Annotated in this window: 14 protein-coding genes and 1 pseudogene; 3 read left to right on the top strand and 12 right to left on the bottom strand. The window is 60.3% G+C overall.

All coding sequences use genetic code 11. The features are described from left to right. Window positions 1–342 precede the first annotated feature (342 nt). The 5 genes from AC3IYG_RS13670 to puuE all read right to left on the bottom strand — a co-directional run bounded on the left by AC3IYG_RS13670 (window position 343) and on the right by puuE (window position 4,834). Window positions 343–1,656, bottom strand: coding sequence for a urate hydroxylase PuuD (locus AC3IYG_RS13670; RefSeq protein WP_489309210.1), 1,314 nt, complete (start codon window positions 1,654–1,656; stop codon window positions 343–345). A 49-nt stretch (window positions 1,657–1,705) separates the two neighbouring features. Continuing rightward, complete coding sequence (locus AC3IYG_RS13665) at window positions 1,706–2,209, bottom strand: ureidoglycolate lyase (RefSeq protein WP_489309208.1); 504 nt, start codon at window positions 2,207–2,209, stop codon at window positions 1,706–1,708. Window positions 2,210–2,321: 112 nt separating this feature from the next. Next, window positions 2,322–3,314, bottom strand: a complete 993-nt coding sequence (gene alc, locus AC3IYG_RS13660; protein WP_489309207.1) for an allantoicase — start codon at window positions 3,312–3,314, stop codon at window positions 2,322–2,324. A 63-nt stretch (window positions 3,315–3,377) separates the two neighbouring features. After that, window positions 3,378–3,893: a 2-oxo-4-hydroxy-4-carboxy-5-ureidoimidazoline decarboxylase gene (gene uraD / locus AC3IYG_RS13655; protein ID WP_489309205.1), complete on the bottom strand. Its 516-nt coding sequence runs from the start codon at window positions 3,891–3,893 to the stop codon at window positions 3,378–3,380. Beyond that, window positions 3,890–4,834 (bottom strand): allantoinase PuuE, encoded by a 945-nt coding sequence (gene puuE, locus AC3IYG_RS13650; protein ID WP_489309203.1) that lies wholly within the window; start codon window positions 4,832–4,834, stop codon window positions 3,890–3,892. The genes uraD and puuE overlap by 4 nt, the downstream gene beginning before the upstream one ends. 418 nt (window positions 4,835–5,252) lie before the next feature. On the opposite strand from puuE, the gene uraH reads away from it, so the two are divergent. Then, window positions 5,253–5,606 (top strand): hydroxyisourate hydrolase, encoded by a 354-nt coding sequence (gene uraH, locus AC3IYG_RS13645; protein WP_489309201.1) that lies wholly within the window; start codon window positions 5,253–5,255, stop codon window positions 5,604–5,606. Window positions 5,607–5,847: 241 nt separating this feature from the next. On the opposite strand, the gene AC3IYG_RS13640 is transcribed toward uraH, so the two are convergent. After that, complete coding sequence (locus AC3IYG_RS13640) at window positions 5,848–6,474, bottom strand: LysE family translocator (RefSeq protein ID WP_489309199.1); 627 nt, start codon at window positions 6,472–6,474, stop codon at window positions 5,848–5,850. 70 nt (window positions 6,475–6,544) lie between these two features. Beyond that, window positions 6,545–7,888, bottom strand: a complete 1,344-nt coding sequence (locus tag AC3IYG_RS13635; RefSeq protein WP_489309197.1) for an NCS2 family permease — start codon at window positions 7,886–7,888, stop codon at window positions 6,545–6,547. A 622-nt stretch (window positions 7,889–8,510) separates the two neighbouring features. On the opposite strand from AC3IYG_RS13635, the gene AC3IYG_RS13630 reads away from it, so the two are divergent. After that, a complete protein-coding gene (locus tag AC3IYG_RS13630; RefSeq protein ID WP_489309195.1) occupies window positions 8,511–9,278 on the top strand; it encodes a GntR family transcriptional regulator in 768 nt (255 codons plus the stop codon). Window positions 9,279–9,720: 442 nt separating this feature from the next. Here the strand turns inward: AC3IYG_RS13630 and guaD are convergent, their stop codons facing one another. The 4 genes from guaD to xdhA form a co-directional block, all read right to left on the bottom strand. Next, entirely contained in the window at window positions 9,721–11,022 is a 1,302-nt protein-coding gene (guaD, locus tag AC3IYG_RS13625) for a guanine deaminase (RefSeq protein ID WP_489309193.1), read from the bottom strand. A 95-nt stretch (window positions 11,023–11,117) separates the two neighbouring features. Continuing rightward, window positions 11,118–11,951, bottom strand: coding sequence for a xanthine dehydrogenase accessory protein XdhC (gene xdhC / locus AC3IYG_RS13620; protein WP_489309191.1), 834 nt, complete (start codon window positions 11,949–11,951; stop codon window positions 11,118–11,120). 198 nt (window positions 11,952–12,149) lie between these two features. Then, window positions 12,150–14,546 carry a xanthine dehydrogenase molybdopterin binding subunit gene (gene xdhB, locus AC3IYG_RS13615; RefSeq protein WP_489309189.1) on the bottom strand — a complete coding sequence of 799 codons (2,397 nt, stop codon included), beginning with the start codon at window positions 14,544–14,546 and terminating at the stop codon, window positions 12,150–12,152. Beyond that, on the bottom strand, window positions 14,539–15,990 hold the full coding sequence (gene xdhA, locus AC3IYG_RS13610) for a xanthine dehydrogenase small subunit (protein ID WP_489309187.1): 1,452 nt from the start codon (window positions 15,988–15,990) through the stop codon (window positions 14,539–14,541). The genes xdhB and xdhA overlap by 8 nt, the downstream gene beginning before the upstream one ends. Before the next feature lie 307 nt (window positions 15,991–16,297). Between xdhA and AC3IYG_RS13605 the strand changes: the two genes are divergently transcribed. Continuing rightward, window positions 16,298–17,947 carry a phosphoethanolamine transferase gene (locus tag AC3IYG_RS13605; RefSeq protein WP_489309186.1) on the top strand — a complete coding sequence of 550 codons (1,650 nt, stop codon included), beginning with the start codon at window positions 16,298–16,300 and terminating at the stop codon, window positions 17,945–17,947. Window positions 17,948–17,995: 48 nt separating this feature from the next. Here the strand turns inward: AC3IYG_RS13605 and AC3IYG_RS13600 are convergent. Next, window positions 17,996–19,132: pseudogene (locus tag AC3IYG_RS13600) on the bottom strand (alkane 1-monooxygenase). Between the last annotated feature and the right edge of the window lie 145 nt (window positions 19,133–19,277).

Genomic DNA, 19,277 nt, shown 5'->3' with positions numbered 1-19,277 from the left:
CATGACTCGGCGGCGTGAGGCGGGGCGGTTTACTGCTTGCAGTTACCCAGCACCTGCAGCAGATCATCAATCGACGTAGGGTGGATAACGCTCTTTTATCCACCGTGGAAGCAGCATGGCTGCCGCATGGTGGAAAACCGCTTTGCGGGTTATCTACCTTGCGCAACTGCATATCGCCTACGGCGTACTCACATCGGGGCAAGCTTTTGAGGTTCGACGGGCTCTTGCCCACTGACGAGTGAGACGGTAGCTACCGTGCTTCTGCCTTCCCAAGGCGTGCCCTGAGCTGTTGGCTCAGGCATAGCCAAAAGAGCCGCGCCCGAGGGCGCGGCAAAACGTCGGTCAGTTGGTCTGTGCGCCCTGGGCAATCCAGGCGCCGATCAGGTCGCGTTCTTCCTGGGTCATCTGGGTGATGTTGCCTAGCGGCATGGTCTGCGTGGCGACAGCCTGGGCCTGGATCTTCGGCGCCAGCTGCTGGATCTGCTGCGGGGTATCGAGCATCACGCCGCCAGGCGCTGCGCTGAACAGCGGGCTGGTCGGCTTGGCCGAGTGACAGACCGTGCAACGTTCTTGAATCACGCTGTGTACCTTGTCGAAGCCGGCGGCGGCTGGAGCCAGTGCGGCGCTGGTGGCGACGGGTTCCTTGGCTGCTGCGGCAGGGGCTGGCGCTTTGGCTTCCGGTTTGGCGCCGCTGATGGCGGTTGCCGGAATCGGCATGTATTCGATGACTTCAGTTTTCGCCACTTGCGGGGTTGTCGACTTCAAGCCCGGGCCGGTGACAAAGGCCAGGCAGATCATGCCCAGTGCGCCAGCTGGCAACGCCCAGGAGAACGCGTTGCTCTGATGGCGGGTGTTGAAGTAGTGACGAACGATCACGGCCAGCACGGCAATACCCGAGAGGATCAACCAGTTGTACTGGCTGCCGTAGGTACTCGGGAAGTGGTTGCTGATCATGATGAACAGCACCGGCAGGGTGAAGTAGTTGTTGTGGCGCGAGCGCAGCAGACCTTTGGCCGGCAGTGCCGGATCCGGCGTGCGGTTTTCTTCGATGGCTTTAACCAGTGCGCGCTGGGCCGGCATGATGGTACGGAAGACGTTGCCGACCATGATGGTGCCGATGATGGCGCCGACATGGATGTAAGCACCGCGCCCGCTGAACACCTGGCTCAGGCCAAACGAAGCGGCGACCAGCAGCACGAACAACACCAGGCCGAGCAGGGCCGGTTGCTTGCCCAGCGGCGAATCGCAGAGGAAGTCGTAGACGAACCAGCCGGCGACCAGCGAGGCGATGCCGATGGCGATGGCAATGCCTGGCGCCATGTCGCTACCCGGTGCAATCAGATACAGCGTCGGGTTGAGGTAGTAAACGATCATCAGCAGGGTGACGCCCGACATCCAGGTCCAATAGGCTTCCCATTTGAACCAGTGCAGGTTGTCCGGCATTTTCGGCGGAGCGAGTTTGTACTTCTCCAGGTGATAGATGCCACCACCGTGGATCGCCCATAGGTCACCGGCCAGCCCGTCTTTCGGGTTGACCCGGTTGAGGTTGTTTTCCAACCAGACAAAATAAAAGGATGCGCCAATCCAGGCGATGCCGACGATCATGTGAATCCAGCGAACGCCCAGATTCAGCCATTCAATCAAATGTGCTTCCACAGTCTTTACCTCTTTCCCAGTGCCGGCGTGCCGGGCCCCTGAGCTTCTCTTATTGGTGGGGGTTGAGGAGAACCTGTTCATCCTCGGTAAAAAAATGCTCATCGCAGTTGTTGCCAGAACCACTGCGATCAACCACCAGGAAGTCATCCCGCTTTTCGATCGTCAGCACCGGGTGGTGCCAGACGCCGCGATGGTAATTGACGCCCTGCCTGCCGTTGCTGCGGAAGGCGCGGACTAACTCTGATTCAGGTGCATCGCCAAGTGGCGCGACCACGATCAGAAAAGGGTTGCCGAGCAGCGGAATAAACGCCTGACTGCCCAGCGGATGGCGCTCCAACATGCGGATGGTCAAGGGCATTTCCAGCGCCTGGGCACTGAAAATACTGATGATGGCTTTATCGTCCGGCTGCGCAGTCTCGACCGTCGCCAGTTTGTGATAGCGACGGGTGGAGCCGTTGTTGATCATGAAGTGCTCGCTGCCGTCGGTTTCAATGACGTCGCCAAAGGGGGCGAAGGCTTCTTTGCTCAACGGTTCGATGATCAGTGTGCGCATGTTGGTTCTGCTTGTTCGTTGGTTTATCTCCCCTCTCCGTGGGAGAGGAGGCGGGACTTGTGGGAGGGGCTTTAGCCGCGAAAGAGCTTCGTGGCTAAAGCCCCTCCTGCGGTTATTTTATTTTGCCAAACAAGCGCAGACGGCTGACGCCACCGTCCGGGAACAGGTTCAGGCGAATGTGGGTGATCGGGCCGAGGGCGTTGATCTGTTCGGCGTACTCGTGCTCGGCGTGCATGGACAGTTTCTGGCTTGGCAGCAGTTCGCGCCAGAACAGGCTTTGCGTTTCGATCTGGCTGTCGGTGCCGCCTTTGACGAAGGCCGCCTGGATCGAGCAGCTGTCCGGGTAGTTGCCTTTGAAGTGCAGGGTGTCGACCACGATGCGTTCGATTTCGCCCGGGTGGCCGAGGGCGACGATCACCCAGTCGTTGCCTGGCGTACGGCGGCGCGCGGTTTCCCAGCCGTCACCCATATTGATGCCACGGCCCGGGTTGAGAATGTTGCTCATGCGCCCGAAGTGTTCATCGGAGCAGGCCAGGGCGCGACCGCCATTGAGGGCGCTGGCCAGGTCGAGCTGCTCGTTGTCACCGACCGAGGACCAGTCGCGGAACGGGATGCCATATACGCGCAGACGGGCTACACCACCGTCCGGGTAGATGTTGAAACGCAAGTGTGTCCAGGCCTGGGCGTTGTTGATCTCATGGTAGTGATGGCTGTTGCCTTGCAGTTCCACGGCGCTCAGCACTTCAGTCCACTGGGTCGCATCGCTCGGATCGCCTTCGGCCACGAAGCAGGCTTCGAGGGAGGCGGACGGCGGGAAGTTACCGGTGAAGAAGCTGGTGTCGATGTCCACACCCTTGATCGAGCCTGGTACGCCGAGGCGGATCACGGCGCTGTCGTAACCTTCGAAGCGCTTGCGGCGCGATTCCCAGCCATCCATCCACTTGCCGTTGTCATCGAACACGCCTTCTTTCCACACCGCCGGAGTCGGCTGGAACAGGCGGTTGACGTCGGCAAACCAGTCGTCGGTGACGGAGATGGCTTGGGTGCCGAGGCGGGCATCGGCGAGGTTGACGAATTTCTCGAAGGGTACGGCGTAAGCTTTCATGAGTTGTCTGCCTTAATTGGGGGCGGGGGAGGTGGCGGCCTTCTGTTCTCTATAGGAGCAGGCTTACAGGGTTTGCAGCCGGAACAGCGCGATCTTGTTGATCTCGGCCAGCGCCCGGGTGAACTCGGCATCGGTCGAGTTGTGGATGCGCTCTTCGAATGCCGCCAGGATCTGGTGCCGATTGCTGCCTTTGACCGCCATGATGAAGGGGAACGCGAACTTCGCTTTGTAGGCGTCGTTCAGCTCGGTGAAGCGTTGAAACTCTTCAGCCGTGCATTCGTGGATGCCGGCACCGGATTGCTCCGAGGTGCTGGCTTCAGTCAGTTCGCCGCGTACGGCGGCTTTGCCGGCCAAGTCCGGGTGAGCGTTGATCAGCGCCAATTGCGCAGCCTTGTCCGCACTCAGCAAAATATCGGCCATGCGCTGGTGCAGGCCGTCGATCTCGTCGACGCTGGCATCCAGGCCCAGGTCAAAAGCCTTTTCGGCGACCCAGGGCGAGTGTTCGTAGATGTCGGCGAAGGCCGCGACGAAGGCTTCGCGCGTCAGTTGCGAAGGCTCCAGGGTTTGAAAGCGGCTCATTTCGAGCTCTCCTGTTTGAGCGACTGTTGTTGAAATGGATGGTTTGCGTGCCAGTGGCGGGCGATATCGATGCGCCGGGTGAACCAGACCTGCTCCTGGCTTTGCGCGTATTCAATAAAGCGTTGCAGGGCCGCCAGGCGCGCTGGACGGCCGATCAGGCGGCAGTGCAGGCCAATGGAAAGCATCTTCGGCGCCTCGGCGCCTTCCTCGTAGAGCACATCGAACGCGTCTTTGAGGTACTGGAAGAACTGCTCGCCGCAGTTGAAGCCCTGGACCTGGGTGAAGCGCATGTCGTTGGTGTCCAGGGTGTAGGGGATCACCAGGTGCGGCTTGTCGGTCGGGTTGTTGCTTTCCCAGTAGGGCAGGTCGTCGTCGTAGGTATCGGAGTCATAGAGGAAACCACCTTCCTCCATCACCAGGCGGCGGCTGTTCGGGCCGGTGCGGCCGGTGTACCAACCCAGCGGCCGTTCGCCAGTGATCTCGGTGAGGATGCGGATGGCTTCGAGCATGTGCTCGCGCTCCTGGGCCTCATCCATGTATTGATAGTCGATCCAGCGGTAGCCGTGGCTGCAGATCTCGTGGCCAGCGGCGGCCATGGCGCGGATCAGCTCCGGATGGCGCTGGGCGGCCATGGCCACGGCGAAGACGGTCAGCGGAATATCGAATTTCTGGAACAGCTTGAGAATGCGCCACACGCCTGCACGGCTGCCGTACTCGTACAGCGACTCCATGCTCATGTTGCGTGCGCCTTGCAGCGGTTGTGCGGCGACCATTTCGGAGAGAAAGGCTTCGGACTCTTTATCGCCGTGCAGGATATTGCGTTCGCCGCCTTCTTCGTAATTCAGCACGAAGGAGATCGCAATACGCGCATTACCCGGCCAGTGCGGGTGGGGGATGTCGTTGCCGTAACCGATCAGGTCTCGAGGATAGTCAGCGCTCACCGCAGTTTTCCTTCTTGAAGATGTTGCGATCGCAGGGAATGCCAAAGGGTTCTGGCGTGGGCGATCGTGATGGGGTGATTGTATACAAAGTGAGTGGTACTTTGTAAATCTAAAATTTCACCGTTTTTCGCGCCGTTGTCGTTGCAAGGAAATTAGCTCAGTGCTCAAGGGCATCCATCTTGAACCACCTCTGGCTGAGCCGACTGGTCGACCAGGCTGAGGCTAGCTGAATTGCTTTATGAGCATCGCGCTGTAATTATTGTGTACAATTTTATCTTAAAGTGTCTTATATTTTTCGTCGGCATGCTATGCTTGGCTTGCGCCGGGGCTTTTGCCTGTGCGGCGTATCGAATTCAACTGAGTAAAGGAGGCGTGGCGTCTGTAGCGTTCGCTTGGCGAGCACAGATGCCCTGAACCGATGGGACGTTTAACCACGCATGTACTGGATGCCGCACATGGCTGCCCTGGCAGCGCGATCAAGGTCGAGCTGTATCGGGTCGAAGCCGAGCGGCTGGAATTGATCGCAACCGTACTGACCAATGCCGATGGCCGCTGCGATGCGCCGATTCTGCAGGGTGCTGACTACGTCAGCGGTGTCTACCAACTACAGTTCCACGCTGGCGATTACTACCGCGCCCGTGGTGTCGAGTTGCCCAGCCCGGCCTTTCTGGATGTGGTGGTACTGCGCTTTGGCATCAACGCCGGGCAGGATCATTACCACGTGCCGCTACTGATTTCGCCTTACAGCTATTCCACCTACCGCGGTAGTTAGGCTGCGCGCACGGTCAGCGCCAGTTCCTTTGGAAGAGTCTTTAGCCCGCCACACTGCGGGCTTTTTTTCGCCCTTGGTTTGTACGCGGGCTGGACTGGGAAGAGGATCGCCAGCCCTGCCTGTTGGCTTGGTCGCAAATCGGGGTGTGGGCAGCCAGGTTGCGCTTGCGTGTGCCCCAGGCATGCGCGAAAGCCCGCTAATCAGTCGAGGCTGAGCAGAGCGACGCCTGTTTCCAGGCGCCTTAACGGCTGAGCAATGACGCTGTGCCCGCTCCGGCGAACAGCCCGGCACTGATGCGGTTGAACCACACCTGGCCCTTGCCCGAGCGCAGAAAACGCGCGGCACCGCGCGCACTCAAGCCGTAGAACAGCTTGCTGGCCAGATCGAGTACGGTCCAGGTGGCGATCATCACCAGCAATTGCGTCAGCAGCGGGCGTTCGGCGCTGATGAATTGCGGCAGGAAGGCGGCGAAAAACAGGATGTCCTTCGGGTTGCTGGCGCCTAGGCCGAAGGCTTTCCAGAACATGCTGCGCCAGCTTGGGTTGACGGGCTGTTCTTCGGCGCGTGCGGGTTTGGCCGCTTGGCGCGACTCGACCCAGCTTTGCCAGGCGAGATAAAACAGGTAAAGCGCGCCAATGATCTTCAGCGCGCTAAACAACTTTTCCGAAGCGAGCAGCAGGGCGCCTAACCCCAGAGCGGACGCGCTGAGCAAGCAGATCGAAGCGCTGACGCCACCGACAAACGCCGGCAGGGAGCGGCGCAAGCCATAGTTCAGGCTGTTGCTGACCATCAGCAGGGACAGGGGGCCGGGGATCAGGATCACGATCAGTGCGGCACTGCTGAACAGCAGCCAGGTTTCCAAATTCATCGTACGTCTCTCCAGATGCAGAAAAGCCCCAGCGCTGGCGCGCTGAGGCTTGTTGTCGCTCGCTCGAACTTTACAGGAAGATGAACTTGGCGAGGCAGATTGCCGCCAGGGCATACAGGCTGACAGTAATTTCCTTGTGCTTGCCAGTAAACAGCTTGAGTGCCACGAAGGTGATAAAGCCCAAGGCCAGGCCATCGGTGACCGAGAAGGTCAGTGGCATCATCACCACCGTGATAATGGCCGGGATGGTGTTGGTGTGGTCCTCCCAGTCGATGTGCGCCATGCCGCTCATCATCAGCATCGCCACATAGATCAGCGCGCCAGCGGTAGCGTAGGCCGGAATCATCCCGGCCAGCGGGGCGAAGAACATCGCGGCGATGAACAGCACGCCGACGGTGACTGCGGTCAGGCCGGTACGACCACCGGCGGCGACGCCTGCGGCACTTTCCACATAGCTGGTGACGGGTGGGCAGCCAACCAGTGCGCCGAACGCGCTGGAGGTGCTGTCGGCTTTCATCGCCTTGCTCAGGTTCTCGATATGACCGTTCTCATCGACCAGTTTGGCGCGCTGCGCCACGCCCATCAGGGTGCCGGCGGTGTCGAACATGTGCACGAAGAGGAAGGCCAGGATGACGCTGATCATGCCGACGTTGAGGGCGCCGGTAATATCCATCGCCAGCCAGGTCGGCGCGATGCTCGGCGGCATCGAGAAGATTCCGCCGAACTCGACCAGACCCAACCCCCAGCCCGCCAACGTGACGGTGAGGATACTGATCAGGATGCCGCCGAATACGCGGTGGTATTCGAGCACGGCGATCATCAGGAAGCAGATCGCTGCCAGCAGCGGGCCAGCGGAGGTCAGATCGCCTAGCTTGATCAGCGTGGCTGGGCTGGCGACCACGATACCGGCGGTTTTCAGGCCGATCAGCCCGAGGAACAGCCCGACCCCGGCGCCCATCGCAAAGCGCAGGCTGCTGGGGATGCTATTGAGCAGCCACTCTCGAATCCGCGAGAACGTCAGGATCATGAACAGGATGCCGGAGAGGAACACCGCGCCGAGGGCGATCTGCCAGCTGTAACCCATGGTGCCGACCACGGTGTAGGTGAAAAATGCGTTGAGACCCATGCCCGGTGCCAGGCCAACCGGCCAGTTGGCGTAGAAGCCCATCAGGAAGCAACCGAATGCAGCGGCGATACAGGTGGCGACGAAGGCCGCACCGTGATCGATGCCGGCATCGGCCATGATGTTGGGGTTGACGAAAATGATGTAGGCCATGGTGATGAAGGTTGTCAGGCCGGCGGCCAGCTCGGTTTTGACTGTGGTGCGATGCAGGCTCAGTTTGAACAGGCGCTCAAGCAGGCCAGAGCGGGCGGGGGTCGCGGCATAGAGTTGTTCTTGTTTAGTGCTTTCCACAGCGGGGTACTCCTCATCTCTTGTATTTTTGGTCACCGAAAGTCTGGGGCTAAGCTCCGCGGCTCTCTGAGGCAGGTGGTGTGCGTGATGCGCTTGCTGGCGGTCTTTGTTGACTCGTTGGTCAGGAAGTCACACGAGCGCGATTATGCTTTTGTATACAAAAAAAGCAAATAATGTTTTCACTGTTGCTGAATTCGCACCGCTGGATTGTCGGTATATGGAGCGAGGAGTTGGGCGCGGCAGTTTTGCTTTGCTATTTCTATAAGTTCTTTTAAAACATGGTGATAGATTGTTTTGCTGGGGCGATAAGGTCGAATCCAGGTTGTCTTGGGCCTGGGTGCGCGGTATCGCTGGCAAGAAAGTCGCCATTTGCGCATGAGCTCCATGCGGGATATGCGCTCAGGTTGCAGCATAAATAACTGGGCAGGAGCCGCCCGGCAAAAGGACCAACCTTTTACTGAGTAAGCAAGGGTGGCGGGGCGTAGCGTGTGCAGGCCGGTTTGATTGTGTACAATGCTCCGGTAGTTTTACCTTCTGACTTTTCCCTCTTCTGCTTGCCCGCAGAGCCGGGAAAGGCAGTAGAGTCGCGCATGACCGCCGACCTTTTCTGACGCGAGCCCGAATGAACGAACAATTGCAGCCCCTCAAGAAGCAAACGCGTGCCGGCAAAAGCAGCCGCAGCGGGACTCAGGACGATGTCGTTTACGCGCATATCTTCGATGCCATCCTCGAACAGCGCTTGGCGCCGGGCACCAAGCTGAGCGAAGAGGCCCTGGGCGAGATTTTCGGTGTCAGCCGCACCATCATCCGCCGTGCCTTGTCCCGCCTGGCCCATGAAGGCGTGGTGCTGCTGCGCCCCAATCGTGGCGCGGTGGTGGCAAGCCCGAGCGTCGATGAAGCGCGACAGATTTTCTACGCCCGGCGCATGGTCGAGCGCGCGATCACCGAGTTGGCGGTCGAGCACGCCACGGCCGAGCAATTGGCTGAGCTGCGGCAGATGGTCAGCGACGAGCAAACCAGCTTTTCCCGTGGCGATCGCGGTGCCGGAATCCGCCTCTCCGGCGAGTTCCACTTGAAGTTGGCCGAAGCGGCGAAGAATGCCCCCTTGATCAGCTTCCAGCGCAGCCTGGTGTCGCAGACGTCGTTGATCATCGCCCAGTACGAGAGCGGCAGCCGGTCGCACTGTTCCTACGACGAGCACAATCAGCTGATCGACGCGATCGAGGCGCGCGACAGCGCCAAGGCCGTGAGCTTGATGATGCACCACATGGATCATATCGACAGCAAACTGAACCTGGACGAAGACAGCGCCTCTGACGATCTGCATGCGGTGTTCTCGCACCTGCTGCCGACCAAGAAGAAAGCCCCGCGTAGCGCTGCGCCACGTTGATGGGGTTGGTGCGCACAGCGCACCCTACGTCGCCGTAGAACAAAAAACGCCCTCGATAGCAAGACGTTCAGTAAAAGTGTTGATGGGCTGAGCGGAAAGTCTTGCCCCACCTGGGCCGGAAAAGAAAAAACCCTCGGAAGATAATTTCTCCGAGGGTTTTCTGTTTCTAGACCCCGAGCTAGATGGGCTCAGTCACTTACTTTCAACACCTTAAGCGAACGGCTTGCCTCGATAGGCTGTTTTTTTATGGGCCGCCATGGGGCGGATACATGCGGCGAGGTTCGCGGTTGAAACAGCTCCGCCGATTCCAGGTGCAGGCGTCGATGCCGACGGCGGATAACCGCTTTGCGGTTATCCGCCTTGCAAAAGCATCGCGGCTAAAGCCGCTCCCACAGGAAAGGAGCCGTGCTTTTTTGTGGGAGAGGCTTTAGCCGCGATTGGATCAGCGTTGATGCACGCTCTGGCCGGCGGCGAAAGTTTCCAGAATCGCGCGGTCATCGCCGATGGTCATCAGTACGAAGAGTTTTTCCTCGATGTTCTTCGCTTGCTGCAAGCGGTAGGACAGCAGCGGCGTGGCGTGGTAATCGAGGACGATGAAGTCCGCATCCTTGCCGCTGGCGAAGCTGCCGATCCGCTCGTCCAGGCGCAAGGCCCGGGCGCCGCCGAGGGTGGCCAGGTACAGCGATTTGAACGGGCTGAGCTTGTTGCGCTGCAACTGCTGGACCTTGTAAGCCTCGTTCAGGGTTTGCAGCATGGAGAAACTGGTGCCGGCGCCGACATCGGTGCCCAGGCCGACGTTGACCTTGAACTGTTCGGCTTGCTTGAGGTTGAACAGACCGCTGCCGAGGAACAGGTTGGAGGTCGGGCAGTGGGCGATGGCCGAGCCGGTTTGCGCCAGACGCTGACACTCGGCATCGCACAGGTGCACGCCATGGGCGAACATCGAGCGCTCGCCGAGCAACTGGAAGTGGTCGTAGACGTCCAGGTAGCCGTTCTGTTCGGGGAACAGGGCTTTGACCCAGTCGATCTCGTCGAGGTTTTCCGAGAGGTGGGTGTGCATGTACAGGTCCGGGTATTCCTGCAGCAACTGGCCGGCCAAGGTCAGTTGTTCCGGCGTGCTGGTGGGGGCGAAACGGGGGGTTACCGCATAGTGCAGGCGGGCCTTGCCGTGCCAGCGTTCGATCAGTTCCTTACTATCTGCATAGCTCGATTGCGCGGTGTCGGTCAGGTAGTCCGGTGCATTGCGGTCCATCATCACCTTGCCGGCGATCATCCGCAGGTTCAGTGCTTCGCAGGCCTCGAAAAAGGCGTCGACCGATTGCTTGTGCACACTGCCGAACACCAGTGCGGTGGTGGTGCCGTTGCGCAGCAGTTCCTTGAGGAAAATACTCGCCACATCGGCGGCATGGGCCTTGTCGGCAAACTGCTTTTCGGTGGGGAAGGTGTAGGTGTTCAGCCAGTCCAGCAGTTGCTCGCCATAGGCGGCGATCATGCCGGTCTGCGGGTAGTGGATATGGGTGTCGATAAAGCCCGGGGTGATCAGGGCGTCGCGGTATTCGCTGATCTCAACGCCCTTTAGGCTCGGCAGCAGATCGGCGGCGTGGCCGACCTGGGCGACCTGGCCGTTTTCGATGACGAGCAGGCCATCGTCGAAGTATTCAAAGGACTGCTCGATACCCACTTCGGCCGGGTCGGCGATGCTGTGCAGGATGGCGGCACGGTAGGCTTTTACGTGGCTGGTCATAGGCATCTCTGATTCAGATAGTGTTCGATAGTCATTGTGGCGCAGGAGGTTATCTCCCTCTCCCGTTTACGGGAGAGGGTTGGGGAGAGGGGCGGTCAGGCCTGCTCCCGGCGTGAGTTGGGCAGCAGCTTGGCGACAGATTCGCCCTTGTTCACTTCTTGGCCGAAGCTGGCGTTGTAGGTCGCTATTACCTCGCCGGCGATGGACACGGCGATCTCGATCGGCAATTTGCCCTTCACTTCGGGCAGGCCCATGGGGCAGCGCATGCGTTGCACCACGTCCGCTTGGAAGCCACGCTCACGCAGGCGGTGTTCGAACTTGACGCGTTTGGTGCGCGAGCCAATCAGGCCGTAGTAAGCGAAATCGTTGCGCTTGAGAATGGCGGCGGTCAGTTCCAGGTCGAGCTGGTGGTTGTGGGTCATGACGATGTAGTAGCTGCCGGCGGGCATGTTGTCGACTTCATCGACCACTTCGTCATTGATCACTTTTTCTGCGCCGTTTGGAATCTGCGCGGGAAACTCGCTCTCGCGTGAATCGATCCAGCGCACCTTGCACGGCAGGCTGGCCAGCAGCGGCACCAGGGCGCGGCCGACATGCCCGGCGCCGAATACGGCAATCTGCGCCTGCGGCTGGCCCATCGGCTCGAACAGCAGCACGGTGGCGCCACCACAGCATTGGCCGAGGCTGGCGCCGAGGCTGAAGCGTTCCAGGCGGGTGTCCTGGCTGCGACTGCTGAGCATTTCGCGGGCCAACTCCATCGCCTTGTATTCCAGGTGACCACCGCCGATGGTCTCGAATATGCGGTCGGCGGTGACCACCATTTTCGAGCCGGCATTACGCGGGGTCGAGCCGCGCTCTTCGATGATGGTCACCAGCACGCAGGGCTGCCCCTGTTGCTGCAAGTCGGCGAGGGCGCTGATCCAGCTCATTTGCTCAGCCTCCAGGTCGGTGGCAGTTGTCCCGGGCGGGGCAGACGCCAGTTGCTTGGTGAAGGATCCAGTATGGGCACCGGAATCTGCCGCGGCGGTTGGATTTTCGGTTCGGTGTGTTTTGTCATTGTTCTACACCTGTTTGGTTCAGGGCGTAGGGTGGATGTCGCTTGGCACATCCACCCAGGCTGGTTTGCGTTACGCTGGTTCGACCTCTGCGGCGACAGCAGACTTGGCGCTTTGCTGCAGTTTCTTCATTTGCTCCACACCCCAGAGCACGCGCTCCGGTGTGGCGGGGGCGTCGATCTGCGGTTGCACGCGGTAGTCGGCCAGGCTGGCGACGGCATCCTTGAGCGCACACCAGGCGGCGATGCCGAGCATGAACGGCGGCTCGCCGACGGCCTTGGAGTGGAACACCGTGTCTTCCGGGTTCTTGCGGTTTTCAACCAGCTTGACGCGCAGGTCGATCGGCATATCGGCGATGGCCGGGATCTTGTAGCCGGCCGGGCCGTTAGTCACCAGCTTGCCTTTGGCATTCCACACCAGTTCTTCGGTGGTCAGCCAGCCCATGCCCTGGACGAAGGCCCCTTCCACCTGGCCGATGTCGATGGCCGGGTTCAGCGAGGCCCCGACGTCATGCAGAATGTCGCCGCGCAGCATCTTGTACTCGCCGGTCAGGGTGTCGACTATCACTTCGATGCAAGCGGCGCCGTAGGCGAAGTAATAGAAGGGGCGGCCGGCGGCTTTATCGCGGTCGTAGTAGATTTTCGGCGTGCGGTAGAAGCCAGTGGACGACAGCGAAACCTGGTTGAAGTAGGCCTTCTGGATCACCTCTTCGAAGGACAGGAACAGTTTGCGCACGCGCACCTGGCTGTTGCGGAACTCGACATCTTCCGGGGTCACCTTGTATTCGCGGGCGAGGAAGTCCACCAAGCGCTGCTTGATGATCTCGGCGGCGTTCTTGGCGGCCATGCCATTGAGGTCGGTGCCACTCGATGCGGCGGTCGGTGAGGTGTTGGGTACCTTATCGGTATTGGTCGCGGTTATCTGGATGCGCGAGATATCCACCTGCAGCACTTCGGCGACGATCTGCGCGACCTTGGTATTCAGGCCCTGGCCCATCTCGGTGCCGCCGTGGTTGAGGTGGATGCTGCCGTCGGTGTAGATGTGGATCAGCGCGCCGGCCTGGTTGAGGAAGGTGGCGGTGAAGCTGATGCCGAACTTTACCGGAGTCAGCGCCAGGCCTTTCTTCAGTACCGGGCTTGTGGCGTTAAACGCGCGAATTTCTTCGCGGCGCTTGGCGTATTCGCTGCTTTCTTCCAGTTCCGCGGTCATCTCGTGGATAACGTTGTGCTCGACCGTCTGGTGGTAGTGAGTGATGTTGCGTTCGGTCTTGCCGTAATAGTTGCTCTTGCGAACCTCCAGCGGGTCCTTGCCCAGGTTGCGGGCGACCGCATCCATGATCTCTTCGATGGCGACCATCCCTTGCGGGCCACCGAAGCCACGGTAGGCGGTGTTCGAGGCGGTGTTGGTCTTGCAGCGATGACCATTGATGGTGGCATCGCCGAGGTAGTAGGCGTTGTCTGAGTGGAACATCGCCCGGTCGACGATCGAGCCGGACAAGTCCGGCGAGTAGCCGCAGTTGCCCGCCAGTTCGATTTCGATGCCGTGCAGCAAGCCATTGTCGTCGAAGCCAACATCGTATTCGACGTAGAAGGGATGACGTTTGCCGGTCATCTGCATGTCTTCGACGCGCGGCAGGCGCATCTTGGTTGGCCGGCCAGTGAGGTGTGCGATCACCGCGCACAGGCACGCGGGGCCGGCGGCCTGGGTTTCCTTGCCGCCAAAGCCGCCGCCCATGCGGCGCATGTCGATAACGATTTTGTGCATGGGTACACCCAGCACTTCGCCCACCAGTTTCTGCACTTCGGTGGCATTCTGCGTCGAGGTGTAGACGATCATGCCGCCGTCTTCGGTTGGCATCACCGAGGAGATCTGGGTCTCCAGGTAGAAGTGTTCCTGGCCGCCAATATGCAGGCTGCCTTGCAGGCGCCGGGGGGCGCTGGCCAACTTGCTGGCGGAGTCGCCGATCTTGTGTTGGTGGCTGTCGAGCACGAAGTGCTTTTTGCGCAGGGCGTCGACCACATCCAGCACCGGCTCGAGGTCTTCATACTCGATAACCGCCGCCATGGCCGCCTTGCGTGCGGTTTCCAGGCTGTCGGCACCGACGGCGATCACCACCTGACCGACGTACTCAACTTTGCCATCGGCCAGAAGCGGGTCGCCGGCAACTACCGGGCCGATGTCCAACTGGCCGGGTACGTCCTTGCTGGTGATGGCGATGGCTACACCCGCAAATGCGTAGCAGGGCGCGGTGTCGATGCTGATGATGCGTGCGTGGGCGCGGTCGCTCATGCGGGCGTAGACGTGCAGCTGATTGGGGAATTCCAGGCGGTCGTCGACGTAAACCGCCTCACCGGAGACGTGTTTGTCAGCGCTCTCGTGCTTGACGCTGCGGCCGACGCCTGTGGTGATATCGGCGCGGAACAATTCGGCCAGTTCGGCCTGGGTTTTAGCTACATGATGATTAGACATACGCGGTCACCCGTGTTTCGACTTCAGGGGTTTGCAGTTCGAGGGAGTACTTGCGCAGCAGGTTCTGGGCGATCAGCAGGCGGTATTCCTTGCTGGCACGGAAGTCCGACAGCGGGGTGAAGTCCTCGGCCAGGGCGGCGCAGGCGCGCTCGACCACCCCTGGATACCAGGCCGAACCGATCAGGGCTTGCTCGCAGGCTGCTGCGCGTTTCGGGATGGCCGCCATACCGCCGAAGGCGATGCGGGCATCACGCACCACACCATCCTCGATGCGCAAATTGAAGGCTGCGCAAACGGCGGAAATGTCGTCATCCAGGCGCTTGGAGACTTTGTACGCGCGGAACGCCTGATTGCTCTGGGCGCGTGGCACGATGATTTTCTCGATAAATTCGGCTTCCTGGCGGGCCGTGACCTTGTAATCGAGGAAGTAGTCTTCGATCGGCAGGCTGCGAGTGTCATTGCCTTTGCGCAGGACAATCTGCGCGCCGAGGGCGATCAGCAGCGGCGGGGCGTCGCCAATCGGCGAGGCGTTGCCAATATTGCCGCCCAGGGTGCCCTGGTTGCGGATCTGCAGGGAGGCGAAGCGGTGCAGCAGTTCGCCGAAGTCTGGGTAGTCTTTGGCCAGTGCGGCGTAGCAATCGGACAATGCAGTGGCAGCACCGATTTCGATGCTGTCGGCGGTGATGTCAACGCGCTTCATCGATTCGATATGGCCGACATAGATCATCACCGGCAGTTCACGGTGGAACTGGGTGACTTCCAGCGCCAGGTCGGTGCCGCCGGCCAGCAGACGTGCTTCGGGATTGGCGGCGTAGATGTCGGCCAGGTCGGCGACGGTCAGCGGCAGCAAGCAGCGCTTGTCGCCGCTGTTCAACTCTGCGGTTTCACGCGGGGCGATGGTTTTCAGCAGGGCGATGGTTTGCGCTTCGGCAGCGTCAAACTGATCGGGCTGTTTCTGGCAGCAGGCCTGTTCGGCCGCATCGATGATCGGGCGGTAGCCGGTGCAGCGACAGAGGTTGCCGGCCAGCGCCTCCAAGGTGTCGGCCTTGTCGAAGCCATCGCTATTCTTTTGCAGGGCGAACAGCGACATGACGAAACCGGGGGTGCAGAAGCCGCACTGCGAGCCGTGACAGTCGACCATGGCCTGCTGCACGCTGTGCAGTTGCCCGGCGTGCTTGAGGTCTTCGACGGTGATCAGCTGTTTGCCGTGCAGGGAGGCAACGAAGGTCAGGCAGGCGTTCAGGGTGCGATAGCGAATGCGTTCCGTGCCGCTGGAGTTGTCCAGCTCGCCAACCACTACGGTGCAGGCGCCACAATCGCCAGAGGCGCAGCCTTCTTTGGTTCCGGGCTTGCCGACGTGCTCGCGCAAGTAATCGAGCACGGTGACATTCGGGTCGAGACGCTGCTCGGTGCGCAGCTCACGGTTGAGTAAAAACTGGATCAAGGACGACCTCCAGGCACTTTATTGTTTTAAACGAGGGCTCGCATTAATGACGAATTTAGAGTTTTCTGACTTTTGGGTCAATAAATATTTGACCTTATGGTCAAGCAATCGTCATGCCTTTGCGCTATGAGCCGAGCACAGCCCCTTGCTGGTCTGCACTGCGGCGCTGCATGGGTGTCGCGCAGCGCTCGCGAAAACCTTTTGTTCAGCTTTTTTTCACGAAAATTTAATAGCGACGTGCCTAGGCTGCGCTCCCACACAAGGTATGGAACGCCATACCTGTCTTGAGTGGGATCAAGCAGACTCCATGCTGAAAATTAAGGCCGTGCGCCCTGAAGTATTGACCCTATTGAGCAGCGCGTTTCTGCTCTTGTGCTGCAATTTCGTGCTCTGGCGGCACCTGTTCTCAATCACCTCCGGGGACGGGCAAGGGGTGTTCATGCGCCTGGCATTCGGGTTGATCGTGCTGACGATTTTCAACCTGGTGCTGACGCTGCTGGCATTTCGCTGGGTATTGAAGCCGGTGTTGACGCTCTTGCTGCTGATCAGTGCCGGCGTGGCGTACTTCATGAGCCAGTACGGTGTGCTGATCGACTTGGGCATGTTGCGCAACGCGGCGCAAACCGATGTGGCGGAAGTGCGTGACCTGTTGTCGCCCAAGCTGGCGGGTTATGTCCTGTTGTTGGGCGTACTGCCGGTGATTCTGCTGTGGCGTACGCCGGTCAACTACCGGGTTTGGCACCGCGAACTGTTGAGCAAGGTGTTGGTCAGTACGGCCTGTGTGGCGGTCTTGGGCGCGGTGGCGCTGCTCAATTACCAGGGATTGTCGTCGCTGTTTCGCAATCACCATGAACTGCGCCTGATGGTGGTGCCGAGCAATTACGTGGGCGCTTCGCTGAGCTACCTGCGCGAGCAGATCAATTCGCGCCAGCAGCCCTTCCGGCAGGTGGGCACCGACGCCGTCAAAGCCGCGACCTGGAAGACCCATCAGCGCAAATCGCTGACGGTTCTGGTGGTCGGTGAAAGTGCGCGGGCGGAGAACTTCGGCGTGCTCGGCTATGCCCGCAACACCACGCCGCAATTGCAGGCCGAAAGCGGCTTGATCGCCTACAGCAATGTGCACTCCTGTGGCACCGAGACGGCGGTATCGGTGCCCTGCATGTTTTCCAATCTGGGCCGCCGCGATTACAGCGCGACCCAGGCCAAGTCCCAGGAAGGTTTGCTGGATGTGTTACAGCGCGCCGGCCTCCATGTGCTCTGGCGCGACAACCAGTCCGGTTGCAAGGGCACGTGCGAGCGGGTGGCGTTCGATAACCTGAGCAATGGCCAAGACCCGCAGTTCTGTGCCGATGGCGAGTGCCATGACGAGATACTGCTGCAAGACCTGCAAGGTTTCATCGACAACCTGGAGCAGGACACGGTGCTGGTGCTGCACCAGATGGGCAGCCATGGCCCGGACTATTACAAGCGCTACCCGAAAGCCTTCGAGCGGTTCACCCCGGTCTGCAGCAGCAACGCGTTGAATGATTGTTCCCGCGAGAGCATCGTCAATGGCTACGACAACACCCTGGTCTACACCGATCATGTGTTGGCCAGTCTGATCGATCTGCTGCGCAGCAATCAGGGTAAGGTCGACAGTGCCATGCTCTACCTGGCCGACCATGGCGAGTCGCTGGGCGAGTACAACCTCTACCTGCACGGCACGCCCTATCTGATGGCGCCGGATCAGCAAAAACATGTGCCGCTGCTGGCCTGGTTTTCCGGCTCCTATCAGCAGGCCTTCGGGCTCGATGGCGACTGCCTGCGGGCCGAGCGCGACAAGCCCTTGAGCCAGGACAATCTGTTCCACTCCATGCTCGGGCTGCTGGAAGTCCGTACCCGCGTCTATGACCCGGCGCTGGATATGTTCGCCGCCTGCCGCAGTGCAACGGTGAAGCAAGCGTTGGCGCTGGAGTAGGGCCGGCTCGTGGAGCGCAGCGCACAGTCTGCTGCGCTCCACTGAGGCTCAGGAGGCGAGCTGGGAATCGGTCAACTGGTGTTCTTCGCCGGCATAGAAGGCCCGCACCCGTGGGTCCATGACCGCCCGCCAGAGCGGCGGAAAAACCGCGAGCACGATCATCCCGGTATAACCGTTGGGCAGCTGCGGGCTGTCATCGAAGTGGCGCAACACCTGGTAGCGGCGCTTGGCATAGGCGTGGTGGTCGGAGTGCCGTTGCAGGTGAAAGAGGAACAGGTTGGTCAGCAGGAAGTTACTGTTCCAGGAATGCGTCGGGTTGGTGCGTTCATAGCGGCCATTGTCCTGCTTGCGCCGGTGCAACCCGTAGTGCTCGACGTAATTGACGATCTCCAGCAGGGTCAGGGCGATGAACGATTGGCCCAGAAAGAACAGTGCGCCAAGCCAGCCAAAGGCCAGACAGAAGCCCAGCAGAAACAGCGCGCTGATGGCATACCAGCCGATCAGCTCGTTGCGCCAATGCCCGGCGGGCAAGCTCCTGCGCTTGAGGCGCTCGGCTTCCAGGGCCCAGGCATTGGTGAAGTTGTGCTTGTAGGCATGCGGCAGGAAGGCATACAGGCTTTGCCCGTAGCGCGACGATGAGGCGTCTTCCGGGGTGGAGACATGCACATGGTGACCGCGCACGTGTTCGACCTTGAAACCGGCGTAGCACACCGCCGCCAGCAGCAGGCCGCCGGCATTTTGCTCGAGCTGCGGGTCCTTGTGGATGAGCTCGTGAGCCACGGTGATGCCGATGGCGCCCATCACCGTGCCGACCGAGAGCACCCAGCCCAGCCGGCCGACCCAGTCCCAGGCGTCGTTGGCGGCGAAGGCCCAGCCGGCCCAGATCAGCATGCCGAGCAGAAAGGGCACGGTAGCCAGGCTCAGCAAGCGCTAATAGCCTTGTTTGTCCATCCGTGGGACATCTTCGGTTTCATCCGGGTTGGCCGGATCGCGACCGACGATAGCGTCCAGCAGTGGGATCACCCCGAAGACGATGCTGACCACCAGGTAAGGCCAGGCGTTGACATACTCGCTGCCTTGCGACCAGTAATAACTCAACGGGATGCCGAGCACCGGAATCAGCCAGATCCAATAACCGACTTTCTTTAAGATGAGCATCCAGCTTGAAGGCAGGCGTTCGAACATGTTGGGCTCCATTTATTGTTGTGGCTGGGAGGTGCTTTGTAGGATTGTAGGACAATCAATTCTTCAAACCAGCCCCCGCAAGCCCACCTTTTGGTCAGAAAGCCCAGCCGCCGTCACCTTGGCCGGGTAACACCCTGTGTTACAC

The sequence above is a fragment of the Pseudomonas sp. KH_027 genome (assembly GCF_057838565.1).
The sequence above is the reverse complement of the archived record's forward strand: the minus strand, read 5'-3'. Positions and strand labels throughout refer to the sequence as shown.

Bases quoted from the DNA above. Each gene is read 5' to 3' on its own strand.
- AC3IYG_RS13630 (WP_489309195.1), top strand. From the start codon at position 8,511: ATGAACGAACAATTGCAGCCCCTCAAGAAGCAAACGCGTGCCGGCAAA.
- xdhB (WP_489309189.1), bottom strand. From the start codon at position 14,546: ATGTCTAATCATCATGTAGCTAAAACCCAGGCCGAACTGGCCGAATTG.
- guaD (WP_489309193.1), bottom strand. From the start codon at position 11,022: ATGACCAGCCACGTAAAAGCCTACCGTGCCGCCATCCTGCACAGCATC.
- AC3IYG_RS13665 (WP_489309208.1), bottom strand. From the start codon at position 2,209: ATGCGCACACTGATCATCGAACCGTTGAGCAAAGAAGCCTTCGCCCCC.
- alc (WP_489309207.1), bottom strand. From the start codon at position 3,314: ATGAAAGCTTACGCCGTACCCTTCGAGAAATTCGTCAACCTCGCCGAT.
- AC3IYG_RS13605 (WP_489309186.1), top strand. From the start codon at position 16,298: ATGCTGAAAATTAAGGCCGTGCGCCCTGAAGTATTGACCCTATTGAGC.
- AC3IYG_RS13640 (WP_489309199.1), bottom strand. From the start codon at position 6,474: ATGAATTTGGAAACCTGGCTGCTGTTCAGCAGTGCCGCACTGATCGTG.
- uraH (WP_489309201.1), top strand. From the start codon at position 5,253: ATGGGACGTTTAACCACGCATGTACTGGATGCCGCACATGGCTGCCCT.
- xdhC (WP_489309191.1), bottom strand. From the start codon at position 11,951: ATGAGCTGGATCAGCGCCCTCGCCGACTTGCAGCAACAGGGGCAGCCC.
- uraD (WP_489309205.1), bottom strand. From the start codon at position 3,893: ATGAGCCGCTTTCAAACCCTGGAGCCTTCGCAACTGACGCGCGAAGCC.